This window comes from Curtobacterium oceanosedimentum (assembly GCF_040545555.1).
Classification (GTDB): Bacteria; Actinomycetota; Actinomycetes; order Actinomycetales; family Microbacteriaceae; genus Curtobacterium.
Genome location: NZ_JBEPMD010000005.1, coordinates 1 through 12,161, shown reverse-complemented (window position 1 = coordinate 12,161; position 12,161 = coordinate 1). Strand labels below are relative to the sequence as shown.

10 protein-coding genes are annotated in these 12,161 nt (G+C 69.6%); 5 read left to right on the top strand and 5 right to left on the bottom strand.

What is annotated here, in order from left to right; genetic code table 11:
* Positions 1-262: 262 nt before the first annotated feature.
* From ABIC52_RS06570 to ABIC52_RS06560, 3 genes are all read left to right on the top strand, one after another.
* Positions 263-661 (top strand): pilus assembly protein CpaE, encoded by a 399-nt coding sequence (locus ABIC52_RS06570; protein ID WP_126891309.1) that lies wholly within the window; start codon positions 263-265, stop codon positions 659-661.
* Between the two features lie 80 nt (positions 662-741).
* Positions 742-1,572 carry an aldo/keto reductase gene (locus ABIC52_RS06565; protein ID WP_354026917.1) on the top strand — a complete coding sequence of 277 codons (831 nt, stop codon included), beginning with the start codon at positions 742-744 and terminating at the stop codon, positions 1,570-1,572.
* 143 nt (positions 1,573-1,715) lie between these two features.
* On the top strand, positions 1,716-3,722 hold the full coding sequence (locus ABIC52_RS06560) for an Ig-like domain-containing protein (RefSeq protein ID WP_354026916.1): 2,007 nt from the start codon (positions 1,716-1,718) through the stop codon (positions 3,720-3,722).
* 51 nt (positions 3,723-3,773) lie between these two features.
* Here the strand turns inward: ABIC52_RS06560 and ABIC52_RS06555 are convergent, their stop codons facing one another.
* Entirely contained in the window at positions 3,774-4,922 is a 1,149-nt protein-coding gene (locus ABIC52_RS06555; RefSeq protein ID WP_354026915.1) for a class I SAM-dependent methyltransferase, read from the bottom strand.
* Positions 4,923-5,068: 146 nt separating this feature from the next.
* Between ABIC52_RS06555 and ABIC52_RS06550 the strand changes: the two genes are divergently transcribed.
* Positions 5,069-5,725 carry a GntR family transcriptional regulator gene (locus tag ABIC52_RS06550; protein ID WP_354026914.1) on the top strand — a complete coding sequence of 219 codons (657 nt, stop codon included), beginning with the start codon at positions 5,069-5,071 and terminating at the stop codon, positions 5,723-5,725.
* 153 nt (positions 5,726-5,878) lie between these two features.
* Here the strand turns inward: ABIC52_RS06550 and ABIC52_RS06545 are convergent, their stop codons facing one another.
* The 4 genes from ABIC52_RS06545 to dnaK all read right to left on the bottom strand — a co-directional run bounded on the left by ABIC52_RS06545 (position 5,879) and on the right by dnaK (position 9,957).
* Entirely contained in the window at positions 5,879-6,289 is a 411-nt protein-coding gene (locus ABIC52_RS06545) for a heat shock protein transcriptional repressor HspR (protein WP_126891319.1), read from the bottom strand.
* A gap of 123 nt (positions 6,290-6,412) precedes the next feature.
* A complete protein-coding gene (locus ABIC52_RS06540; protein WP_209825215.1) occupies positions 6,413-7,417 on the bottom strand; it encodes a DnaJ C-terminal domain-containing protein in 1,005 nt (334 codons plus the stop codon).
* A gap of 24 nt (positions 7,418-7,441) precedes the next feature.
* Entirely contained in the window at positions 7,442-8,089 is a 648-nt protein-coding gene (locus ABIC52_RS06535) for a nucleotide exchange factor GrpE (protein ID WP_354026913.1), read from the bottom strand.
* Positions 8,090-8,091: 2 nt separating this feature from the next.
* Positions 8,092-9,957 (bottom strand): molecular chaperone DnaK, encoded by a 1,866-nt coding sequence (dnaK, locus tag ABIC52_RS06530; RefSeq protein WP_354026912.1) that lies wholly within the window; start codon positions 9,955-9,957, stop codon positions 8,092-8,094.
* Positions 9,958-10,211: 254 nt separating this feature from the next.
* On the opposite strand from dnaK, the gene ABIC52_RS06525 reads away from it, so the two are divergent.
* The coding region (locus ABIC52_RS06525) for a hypothetical protein (RefSeq protein WP_354026911.1) at positions 10,212-12,161 on the top strand (1,950 nt) is incomplete at its 3' end.

The following is a 12,161-nucleotide window of genomic DNA, read 5'->3' as shown; positions in this document are numbered from 1 at the left end:
CCGCCCCGGGACCGTGACACCGGCCGGCGGTCGCGCCCGTGGTCGCGTGAGCGGCCGGGAGGCACGGCACCGGTTGCCCAGGCGTCGTCGCGTCCGCGCGCGCGGACGAGTGCTCGCCGCGCGCGGGGGTGCTCGGCGATGCTAGTACGTCGACCTTGCCGACGACCACGTCCCCGACGACGGCCAGCACGAACGTGTCCTCACGGCGACGCACCCCGTCGGGTCCCGTCCGCCCTCCGGTCCTGCGTGGCAGGGTGGTGCGGTGATCACCGTCGAACTCGCCCGGTCGCTGCGCGATGCCGGACTCCGCTGGCACCCGGCGACGGGCGACCGGTTCGTGATCGACAAGCCGGGGGTGGACGACGACGTCTACACGGTGTCCGAGATGACCGTCGAGCGCCACGACCACCCGAGCGGCACCTCGCTCGGGTTCAACGGCACGACGGAGTGGGCGCTCGACTCGGTCGAGGCGTCCGAGTCGCTCTGGCTCCCCCGCGAGGACCAGCTCCGCGGCCTGCTCGGGTCGGCGTTCGTGTCGCTCACCGCGGGGTTCGTCGTGACGGCGACGATCGGCGGGGTCGCGCAGGAGTTCCGGAGCGACGACGCGGCCGTGGCGTACGGCGACGCACTGCTCGCGTACATCGAGGCGGCACTCGCCTGACCGGTCCGGTTCCCGCGCGCAGCGCGCCCGACTGAGTGTTGCCGGAATGCCTCCTGAGGGGCGTTTGGTTGCATGGCGTCATGACCGTTCCGAACATCACCCTGAACGACGGCAAGACCATCCCGCAGCTCGGCTTCGGCGTCTTCCAGATCGAACCCGAGAAGACGAAGGAAGCGACCCTCACCGCACTCGAGGTCGGCTACCGCCACATCGACACCGCCGAGATGTACGGCAACGAGAAGGAGGTCGGGGAGGCCATCGAGGCGTCCGGCATCCCTCGTGAGGAGATCTTCGTCACCTCGAAGCTCAACAACGGCTTCCACGACCCGGCCCTCGCCGCCGAGAACGGCAAGAAGTCGGCCGACCTGCTCGGCGGGTACACCGACCTCTTCCTCATCCACTGGCCGCTGCCGACGGTGTCGGACTTCGTCCCGACCTGGAAGGCGATGGAGGAGCTGTACCACGCCGGCACCGCCCGCTCGATCGGCGTGAGCAACTTCCAGGCGCACCACCTCAACCGCCTCGCCGCCGAGACGACGATCACCCCGGCCGTCAACCAGATCGAGGTGCACCCGTACCTCGTGCAGGACGAGCTCCGCGCCTACGGCACCGAGCACGGCATCGCGACCGAGGCCTGGTCCCCGATCGCCCAAGGCCTCGTGCTCGACGACGAGACCATCACCCGCATCGCCGGCGCCACGGGCAAGACCCCGGCGCAGGTCGTCCTCCGCTGGCACATCCAGCGCGGCGACATCGTCTTCCCGAAGTCGGTCACGCGCTCGCGCGTCGAGGAGAACTTCGCGATCTTCGACTTCGAGCTCTCGGACGACGACATGACGGCGATCACCTCGCTCGACAAGGGCCACCGCACGGGCCCGGACCCGGACACGTTCGACTACGTCCCGGCCTGATCCGACGACGCGACGACGAAGCGCCCCGCCGACCGGCGGGGCGCTTCGTCGTTCGTACGCCTCGCATGGGGAATATAATCAGTATTCAACATACAACATTGCTTCCCGTCCCCGACGCCTCCGTTCGGGTACAGGAAGGAATCATGCGCAAGTTCACCCGTGCGGCCACCGGAGCCGCACTCGGACTCGTCCTCACCTCCACCGGGTTCGTCACCGCCGCCAACGCGGCGACGGCCGGTCCCGACCTGCCGTCGATCCCCGGCGCGACCGCCGAGAACCCCGTCGGTGCGAGCTCCACCGGCATCTTCACGATCCAGGGCGCCGGGTCGGTCGGTGATCGTGGGGGCCTCCCCGTCTTCGAGACCGGTCTCGCGACGCCGGGCCTGGTCGCCACCAGCTCGATCGAGGGCGGCACGCTCAAGGTCGTCGACCAGCGCGGACGTCTGCTCTGCGAGGGCACCGCCACGGTGGCCCTCCCGAAGCGGTACTCGTGCGACCTCGCGCCGCTCGTCTCCGGCCCGCAGGTCGTCACCGCCGCGGTCGTGCGGGCGGACGGGTCGTACAGCACGCCGTCCCAAGCGCACCTGGACGCCTTCGCGGCCGTTCCGGTCATCGAGTCCACGGAGCGCCGCGGGGACGACCTCGTGGTCCGCGGTCGAGCGAACGCGGAGGCGACGATCGAGGCGTCCTTCGACCGCCGGGACGTCGTCACCTCGGCGCCCCCGCGGACCGACGCCTCGTTCGAGATCGTGGTGCCGGGCGGCGCCGCGGCTGAGGAGGTCTGGGTGCGGGCCGTCGACCAGTCCGTCCCGCTGGACACGCCGAACCGCGAGGCCTTCACGCAGAGCAACTGGGCGGCTGCCCAGGTCGGGAACGACGGCGAACAGCCCGGCGGCGGCGAGCAGCCGGGCGGTGGCGACGAAGGCGAACAGCCCGGCGGCGGCGACCAGGGCGAGCAGCCCGGCGACCAGACCGTCGTCGGCGAGGTCACCAGCCTCCACGACGGCGACACCGTGCGCACGGCGCGTCCCACCATCGAGGGCACGGCTCCTGCCGGCACCCACGTGTCCGTCGGCGGGCCCGCCGGTCCCGCTCTCGGCGCGGCCACGGCTGACGAGCACGGCAACTGGAAGGTGACGCTCGAAGGCGCACTCAACACCGGGCAGAACCAGCTCGTCTTCCGGTACCAGCAGACCGACGGCTCCTGGCTCCGTGGCCAGTCGCTCGACGTGACGTACGAGCAGCAGGCACAGCGCTTCGAGATCACCACGCCGGCGAGCGGCTCGACGGTGCACGATGCCCGTCCGACCATCACGGGCCACACCCCGGGCTCGTACCGCAACGTGTCGATCGTCGACCCGGATGCCGGCGAGTACCTCGGCGACGCGAAGACGGACGCCGACGGCGACTTCACGCTCTCCCTCGAACGCGACCTGCGCCCCGGCGTGAACGAGCTCGTCGCGTCGTACCAGGACGAGTCCGGCAAGTACCGGACGGCACCGTGGACGATCACCTACTCCGCAGGCGACACCGAGCAGCCCGGTGACGGCAACGAGGGCGAGCAGCCCGGCGACGGCACCGAGCAGCCCGGCGGTGGGAACGAGGGCGAACAGCCCGGCGAGGGCACCGAGCAGCCCGGTGACGGCGCCTCCGACACCGCGTTCACCGTCGGTTCCACCCGCATCGACGCCGGTCGCGTGAGCGTCGACGTCCGCGGCCCGGCAGGTACCGAGGTCACCGTCACCGCCAACGGGGAGAGCAAGGAGGTGACGCTCGACGACGAGGAGCTCCGCAACGTCGTCGTCACCGCCCCGGAGCGACTCACCACCACGGTCACCGCGACGGCGACCATCGGTGGCGAGCGGGTCGAGCGCACCCTCACCATCGGCAACGGCGACCACGACGCGAGCGCCCTCGAGGCGACGGTCACCAGCACCAGCGCCCTGACCGGTTCGGCGGAGATCACCGTGTGGGGTCTTCCCTCCGGCATCGGCGGCCTCCAGGCGCACGAGGGCGACCGCCAGCTCGCGGTCGGCTCGATCAAGGCGGACGGCCAGGGGAAGCTCTCCCTCACCGGCCTCGCGAAGGGCGACCACGTGATCACGGTCACGTCGGGCGGCAAGTCCGTCCAGCTGCCCGTCCACATCTGAAGCAGTTCCCACGGAGAGCCCCGTCACGTCCCGTGACGGGGCTCTCCCGCGTCAGGCCTCGCGTCGTGAGGCGGTCACCGTGAACTTCGCGGTCCGCACGACCTGCCGGGTCGGCCCGACGAGCCGCTCGAGCACGGGTCGGTACCGCAGGTGCGAGTTCCAGACGCACCACAGTTCACCGCCGGCCTGGAGGATCGTGGCCGCGTTCCGGAACATCGTCTCGGCCGCGTCGGTGCTCACCGTGGTGCCCTCGTGGAAGGGCGGGTTGCAGAGCACGAGCTTCGCGGACCCCTCGTCGAGCTCGTCGCCCGCGTCCGACCGCACGACCGTCACCCGGTCCGCGACGCCGTTCGCCACCGCCGTCGCCCGCGTCGACGCCACGGCGATCGCCGAGACGTCGGTCGCGACCACCTTGACGGCCGGACGGCGGCGCGCCAGCGCGGTCGCGATGACGCCGTTCCCGCACCCGAGGTCGACGGCGACCCGCGCCGACGGCACGGCGTCGTCCATCACGTCGAGCAGCACCCGGGTGCCCTGGTCGAGTGACGTCCCCGCGAAGACCCCGCCGTGCGCGACGAGCGTCATCCCGAGCTCGTCGACGTGCACCGAGCGCGGCCAGGGGTTCGTGGCGTCGGCGCGCACCGCCGTCGCACGGAGCGGGTCCTGGGCGACGAGCAGCCGCGACTTGCCGCGCCCGCGGGACGCCGTGACCTCGCCGAAGTACCGGCGCAGGACGTCGTTCTGGGACAGGTTCATGTGCTTCGAGACGCCGCCGCAGAGCAGCACCACGTCGGGGGCCGCCCACCGTGCGACAGCACGTGCGAGCTCGTCGAGCCGGTCGTTCGACTTCGACAGCCGGAGGAGCACGAGCCGGACGTCGCGGAACGCCTGCTCGAGCGACTCCGTCAGCACGAAGCCACTGCGGCCGAAGGTCCCGGCGTTCGCCTGCAGCGCCCGCACCCCGACGAGCGAGTCCTGCACGACGCGGATGCCCGACGCACCGTGCACGGTCATCGCGCCGAGGGTCAGTACCCCGTACCGGTCGTCGACGACGGCGACCTCACCGGGCTGCCGGAGCGCGTCTCCGTGCACGTGCGGTGCCTCGTCGAGCATGAAGCGGTCGGTGCCGTCGATCGCGACGAGGTCGGGCTCGTCGTTGACCGGGGAGCGCCGGAAGTGGTCGGCGAAGTCGAATGGCACGGCCCCAGGGTACCCAGACGGTGATGCGGATCCGAGACCGGGGCTGCCGCAGCGGTATATCACCGGTACCGCTGGTATCCCAAGCCCGTACGCTCGGAGGAGACCGTTGCACGACGAGGCAGCGGCAGGACGAGCGAGAGGGGCCGATGTTCGCTTCGCCAGAAGCCGGGGTGCGCCCTCGGCTGCGGGACCAGGCGCGAGAACGCCTCCGCGACGAGATCATGAGCGGGGCGCTCGGCCCGGGCACCCTGCTCGACGACGAACAGCTCGCACTCCGGCTGCGATGCTCCCGGACGCCGGTGCGGGAAGCCCTGTCGGACCTCGGCCACCTCGGTCTCGTCGAGTTCCGCCCGAACCGGTACACGCGCGTCACGGTCCCCCGTCGCGACGAACTCGTCCCGACGCTGCAGACCCTCGGCCTGCTCTTCGGAGGCGTCGTCCGCACCACGATCGGCGACCTCGAGGACCGCGACCGCGCTGCGCTCTTCCGCCGCATCGGGCTCGTGCTCGACTGCATGGCGATGCCCAGCTGGCAGTGGGGTTCGGACGCGATCACCCCGGTCTACCGGACGTTCCTCGCGGCGTGCGACAACCGCCTGCTCGTGGCAGCCCTGAGCGGCACCCTCGACGGTCTGACCTACCGCCTGCGGCACGACGACATCCGGGCCGCGCTGCCGTGGGAACACATCCGCAACGGCCTCGTGGCCCTCCGGGTCGCGATCGACTGCCGCGACGGACGACTCGCGGAACGGGCGACCTGGACGGTCCACCTGCTCCCCGACCCCGACCGCGGGCGGTCCTGACGTGTGCGCATCGTGCGTCCGCTCGGTCATCGAGACGGTCCGCGCCCGCCGCCCTGAGCGCTGCTCCCCCGAGGGCGACCGCCCCTCGCTCCCCCGGTGCACCGCGGTCGACGCCGTCCGTCGAGACCTCTTCGATCCGCCGGACGTCTGACGTCAGCGCTGGGGTCGGTACAGCACCACGGCGGTGTTCCGCTGCGGTCGCATGCCGGCGCGCAACGGCACTGCGGCGCCGGTCGTCGTCGCAGCGAAGACACGAGCGCCCGGCCGCGCGATGAGCTGATCGGCGAGCGCCCGCTCCAGCTCGCGGACACGGTCACGCAAGAGCTGGTTCTCGTTCTCGAGGTCGAGCACCCGCCGGATCCCCTCCAGCGACACCCCCTCGGACCCGAGCCGCGCGATCTCGCGCAGCTGCGCGACGTCGCGCATCGAGTAGCGGCGGGAGCCGCCGCGGGTGCGGCCCGGCACGACCAGGCCGAGCCGGTCGTACTGCCGCAGCGTCTGTGGGTGCATCTCGGCGAGCTCCGCCGCCACCGCGATCGCGAAGACGGGCGAGTTCTCGTCCATGTCGGTCATGGCTGGTTCCTTTCCGTCGTCCGCGTGGTGCAGAACCAGCCTGGAGGCCCGGTGCGACTTCCTGACGGAGCCGCGCCGAGCCTCCAGGCCGGTTGTCGTGCTGGTTGCGCAGCGCTAGCTGCGCGCCTTGGCGAGGAGATCCTCGCGGGGGTCCTCGTCGGGCAGGACGGCGCGGAGGGCCTCGACGGCCTCGCGCTGCTTGTCCGACAGGTGCGACGGCACCGCCACCTGGACGGTCGCGAGAAGGTCGCCGGTACCGCTCTTGGTCGTGACGCCGCGACCCTTGACGCGCAGGACGCGGCCGGACGGTGTGCCGGGGGCGACCTTGAGCTTGACCGGATCGCCACCGAGGGTGGGGACCTGGATCGTCGCGCCGAGCGCCGCCTCGACGAACGTCACGGGGACGTCCACGCGGAGGTGCTGCCCGTCGCGCTCGAAGACCGGGTGCTTGCGCACGGAGACGCTGACGACCAGGTCGCCGGCCTCTCCGCCGTCCGGACTCGGCTCGCCGCGCCCGCGCAGGCGGATCTTCTGCCCGTCGGCGACGCCCGCGGGGATGCGGACGTTCACCGGTCGGCCGTTGCCCTGCGCGAGCTTGACGGTGTCGCCGGCGATCGCCGTGGTGAAGTCGAGCGTCGTCGACGCTGTGACGTCGCGCCCCTTCGTCGGTCCACCGAAGCCGCGGAAGCCGCCGGACGGCTGCCCGAAGCCCTGCCCGCCGCCGAACATCCCACCGAGGATATCCTCGAAGCCGCCGGCGCCGCCGCGGGCGCCGCCCTGGCCGAAGCGGACACGCTGCCCGCCCTGCTGGCCGAACATCCCGCCGAAGACGTCCTCGAAGCCGCCGCCCTGGCCCGGGCCACCCGCGGTGAAGCGGGCGCCGGAACCCATGGCGCGGACCTGGTCGTACTCGGCGCGCTGCTCCTTGTCGGAGAGCACCGAGTAGGCCTCGCTGATCTCCTTGAAGCGGGACTCGGCGGCAGCGTCACCCGGGTTGGAGTCCGGGTGGTACTGCCGGGCGAGCTTCCGGTAGGTCTTCTTCAGCTCAGCGTCGCTCGCCGTCTTGTCGACGCCGAGGACCTTGTAGAAGTCCTTGTCGAACCAGTCCTGACTGGCCATGAATCCCTACCTCCTTCCCGAGCCTCAGGCGGGGACCGCGACGGCGACCTTGGCCGCGCGGAGCACGCGGTCGCCGAGCTTGTAGCCCGGCTCCACGACGTCCGCCACGGTCTGGTCGGTCGCACCCGGCGTCGGCAGCTGCACGATCGCCTCGTGCACGTTCGGATCGAAGAGCTCGCCCTTCTCGCCGATCTGCACCAGCTTGAACTTCTCGAAGCCGCCGCGGATCTTCTGGCCGATGACCTGCATGGGGCCCTCGGTCAGGTCACCGTGCGCCTCGGCGCGGGTCAGGTCGTCGAGGGCCGGCAGCAGGGCGCGGACGACCTCGGCGATGACGGCGTCGCGGTTCGCCTCGCGGTCGCGCTCGACGCGCTTCCGGAAGTTCACCAGCTCGGCCTGCGCGCGGAGCATGTCGGCGCGCATGTCGGCGACGAGATTGCGGTCGGCCTGCGAGAGCTCGTCCTCTGCCATGCCGCGGGCCGCGTCGTCGAGCAGGGCCTGGTCCTCCGGGGACAGGTCACTCTCGGGGCCGCCGGCGGCGGGGGCGTCCGTCGGCACCTCGACGTCCGGCCCCTCCGCCTCAATGAGGTCCTCGGGCTCCTGCGCGTTGGTGGCGTCGCCCTCGACCTGGGGCTCGCGGTCCTCGGGCACGTTGTCCTTGGGATCCGTCATCGTTACTTCTTGTCCTTGTCGTCCTCGTCGTCCACGACCTCGGCGTCGACGATGTCCTCGTCGTCCTGCTGGGGCTGGTCGCCGGCCGGCTGCTCGCCACCGGCCGCGGCGCCCGCGTCCTGCTGGCTGTAGATGGCCTGGCCGAGCTTGCCCTGCGACTCGCTGAGCTTGTCGAACGCGGTCTTCACGGCCTCGTCGTCGTCACCCGCGAGGGCCGACTTGAGGGAGTCGACGTCCGCCTGCACCTCGGACTTGACGTCCGCGGGGAGCTTCTCGTCGTTCTCCTTGATGAGCTTCTCGATCGAGTAGACGAGCTGCTCGGCCTGGTTGCGACGCTCGTTGGCCTCGCGACGAGCCTTGTCCTCGGCGGCGTGCTCCTCGGCCTCGCGGACCATGCGCTCGATGTCCTCCTTCGGCAGCGACGAGCCGCCGGAGATGACCATCGACTGCTCCTTGCCGGTGCCCTTGTCCTTCGCGGACACGTGCACGATGCCGTTGGCGTCGATGTCGAAGGTGACCTCGACCTGCGGCACGCCACGGGGAGCGGGCGCGATGCCGGTGAGCTCGAAGGTGCCGAGCGGCTTGTTGTCGCGGGTGAACTCACGCTCGCCCTGGAAGACCTGGATCGCGACCGACGGCTGGTTGTCGTCAGCGGTCGTGAAGGTCTCGCTGCGCTTGGTCGGGATCGCGGTGTTGCGGTCGATGAGCTTCGTCATCAGGCCGCCCTTGGTCTCGATACCGAGGGACAGCGGCGTGACGTCGATGAGCAGGACGTCCTTGCGCTCGCCCTTCAGGACACCGGCCTGCAGCGCGGCGCCGACGGCGACGACCTCGTCCGGGTTGACACCCTGGTTCGGCTGCTTGCCACCGGTCAGGCTCTTGACGACCTCGGCCACGGCGGGCATGCGGGTCGAACCACCGACGAGCACCACGTGGGCGATGTCGTTGACGCTGACACCGGCCTCCTTGATGACGTCGTTGAAGGGCTTCTTCGTGCGGTCGAGCAGGTCGGAGGTCATCTGCTCGAACTGTGCGCGCGAGATGGTCTCGTCGAGGTTCAGCGGGCCCTCAGCGGTCAGCGTCAGGTACGGGAGCTGGATGTTCGCCGACATCTGCGACGAGAGCTCCTTCTTGGCCTGCTCAGCCGCTTCCTTCAGGCGCTGCTTCGCGATCTTGTCGGTCGACAGGTCCACGCCGTGCTCGCTCTTGAACTTCTTGACGAGGTGGTCGACGATGCGCTGGTCCCAGTCGTCGCCGCCGAGGCGGTTGTCGCCCGAGGTCGCACGGACCTGGATCGTGGAGAAGTCGTCGTCCTTGCCCACCTCGAGCAGGGAGACGTCGAACGTGCCGCCACCGAGGTCGAAGACCAGGATGAGCTCGTCTTCCTTGCCCTTGTCGAGGCCGTAGGCGAGCGCCGCAGCGGTCGGCTCGTTGATGATGCGGAGGACGTTGAGGCCGGCGATCTCACCGGCGTCCTTCGTGGCCTGGCGCTCGGCGTCGTTGAAGTACGCCGGGACGGTGATGACCGCGTCGGTGACGTCCTCGCCGAGGTACTGCTCGGCGTCGCGCTTGAGCTTGCCGAGGGTGCGGGCCGAGATCTCCTGCGGCGTGTAGCTCTTGCCGTCGATGTCGACCTTCCAGTCGGTACCGATGTGGCGCTTGACGCTCGCGATGGTGCGGTCGACGTTCGTGACGGCCTGGCGCTTGGCGGTCTCGCCGACGAGGACCTCGCCGTCCTTCGTGAAGGCGACGATCGACGGCGTGGTGCGGAGCCCCTCGGCGTTCGCGATGACGGTGGGCTCGCCACCCTCGAGCACGCTGACGACCGAGTTGGTGGTTCCGAGGTCGATGCCTACTGCACGTCCCATGTTGTGGTGCTCCTTCGGTTGGGTTCGTGGTCTTGCTGAAGCCTACGCGGAGTTGCGTCCGCTGCACTCAAGTTTACTCGGGCTGCCGCGTGCGTCAAGTCCGGGAGGGAGAAGTTGCGTCGAGTGGGCGCAGGTTCGGGTAGTCATCACACTCGGAAGGTCTTCAGTCGAGTAGGTGATATTTCTTATGTTCTATGACCAGTGCCCGGCGCTGTCCAGCGCGCGTGGCCTCGATCCGAAAGACATCTCTTCACATGAAGTCATTCCTCCGGAGGGCCGTCGCGACCGGCGTTGCTCTCTCAGCTCTCGCCGTGGGTACGACCCCACCAGCCCAGGCGGCGGATGCGCCTCGCCACTCCGAGATCTCGCAATCGACTCAGGCAGACCGAATGTGGCTGGTCTGGGAAGAAGACGGGGTGTACTACGCCTGGACCGCCGCGTACAAGGTGAAGGCGTTCGCTACGTACGAAGCAGCAAAGGACGCCGCCCCGCGCCTCACGAAGGTCCCGAAGGGTACGACTAACGGCACTGCCGTTTATCAGCTCCAGAACGACGCCGGTGCGTGTCTCTACAATTACACCTCTAGTTCGACCTCGCCCCGAGTAGCAGGCATCAGCACTATTTATTGCAACCGGGGGGGGCTGTACGATGAGCTCTGGACCGTTGTCGACGGGTATCTCAAATCCAACCATGGCTACTGGCTGACGACCACAAAGTCGATCGAGTACGGTTTGGACTATCTCGTGGTATCGAAGACCAAGCCCTCCAGGCCTTTCGTGGGCGCTTTAGAGGGGGAAGCTTCCAGCCTCTCGTTCCAGAACGACCGTCTGGCCGCCCCGGGTACGACGACGGACTGGATCGAGGGCTCGATCTCAACCAAAACGGTCGGCCAACTCGAGTTGAACGCGCCGGAGGGGACCACCATTGCGGAAGCGCGTGGTCTGGGTGTGAACAATGGGTCGACCATCACGGGCGAAATCAAGGACGGCGGTCGGACCGCGTTTTTCTCGGGCGACAACACCTGGGCGAACGACTTCCGGAAGATCCAGTTCAAGCTGCGCGTGAACGACGACGCGGCGCCGGACACGACGATCACCGGTGGGACTGCGACCATCAAGAAGGCCGGGCAGGACGAAGTGGCTGCGGAAGGCACGTACTCCGTGAATACCGGCGCGAAGGTCACCTTCGACGTCCCAGAGACTGCTGTCGGTTCGACGACCGACTGGGTGTCGGGGTCGATCTCCTCGAAGAAGCAGGGCGAGGTAACGTTCCACGCTCCTGAGGGCACGAAGTTCGTCGCGGCCCAGGGCGCCGGCGGCAGCGGCTCCGTCGTGTCCGGTTCAGTCGCAGAGGACGGGAAGACGGCAACCATCGCCGGAGACCAGACCTGGGAGGACAATTTCCGGAAGATCCAGTTCAAGCTGCAGGTCCTCGAGGGCCAGAAGGGCGGCGCCGAGCTGACCGGCGGCAGCGTCGACATCGTGTCGAAGGGCACCACCGCGGTCATCGGCCACGGTGACATCACCGTGGAGGTCCCACCAGCACCGGTCGAGAACGGCGGTGTCGCCACCGACGCACTCGGGTTCGACGTCGCGATGGAGGTCGGCGAGACCAAGGACCTGTTCGTCGGGCTCGAGGCGACCGATGCGCTCACGTCGCTGCAGGACACCACGTTCGAGGTGACCGCGCCCGCCGGCACGAAGTTCGTGGACGGCGCCTCGACGAGTCAGTACCTCGACGGCGACGGCCAGTGGCTGACCGACGGCAACTCGACCGCGACGGTGACCGTGAAGGACGGTGGCGCGAAGGCCACCGTCACCGTGAACACGAAGGACGGCTGGGCGCGTGCTGCGGGCCAGAAGGCCCGCTGGAGCCTCCCGATCGAGGCCACCGCGGCCGGCTCCGGCGACGCCACGTTCACCGTGAGCGGCACCAGCAACTTCGGTGCGTTCACCGCGTCCGGCAAGTCCTCCGTCACCGTGGTGGACTCCTCGAAGCCCGGGGTGCCGACGAGTGTCGAGGGGTACTTCCTCGATGATCTGTCCGCATGGGCGCACATCAAGGGTGAGGGCATCACCGCTGGTGCGACCGTGACGGTCAAGCAGGGCGAGACGGTGATCGCGTCCGGTCCCGCGACGGGTTCGACGTTCGACCTGGCGATCGACCCGTCGAAGGTCGGCTACGGGCAGCAGCAGTTCACGGTC

Coding starts and splice junctions, on each gene's coding strand:
- dnaK (WP_354026912.1), bottom strand. CDS start 9,957: ATGGGACGTGCAGTAGGCATCGACCTCGGAACCACCAACTCGGTCGTC.
- ABIC52_RS06545 (WP_126891319.1), bottom strand. CDS start 6,289: ATGGACGAGAACTCGCCCGTCTTCGCGATCGCGGTGGCGGCGGAGCTC.
- ABIC52_RS06565 (WP_354026917.1), top strand. CDS start 742: ATGACCGTTCCGAACATCACCCTGAACGACGGCAAGACCATCCCGCAG.
- ABIC52_RS06540 (WP_209825215.1), bottom strand. CDS start 7,417: ATGGCCAGTCAGGACTGGTTCGACAAGGACTTCTACAAGGTCCTCGGC.
- ABIC52_RS06535 (WP_354026913.1), bottom strand. CDS start 8,089: ATGACGGATCCCAAGGACAACGTGCCCGAGGACCGCGAGCCCCAGGTC.
- ABIC52_RS06550 (WP_354026914.1), top strand. CDS start 5,069: ATGTTCGCTTCGCCAGAAGCCGGGGTGCGCCCTCGGCTGCGGGACCAG.
- ABIC52_RS06560 (WP_354026916.1), top strand. CDS start 1,716: ATGCGCAAGTTCACCCGTGCGGCCACCGGAGCCGCACTCGGACTCGTC.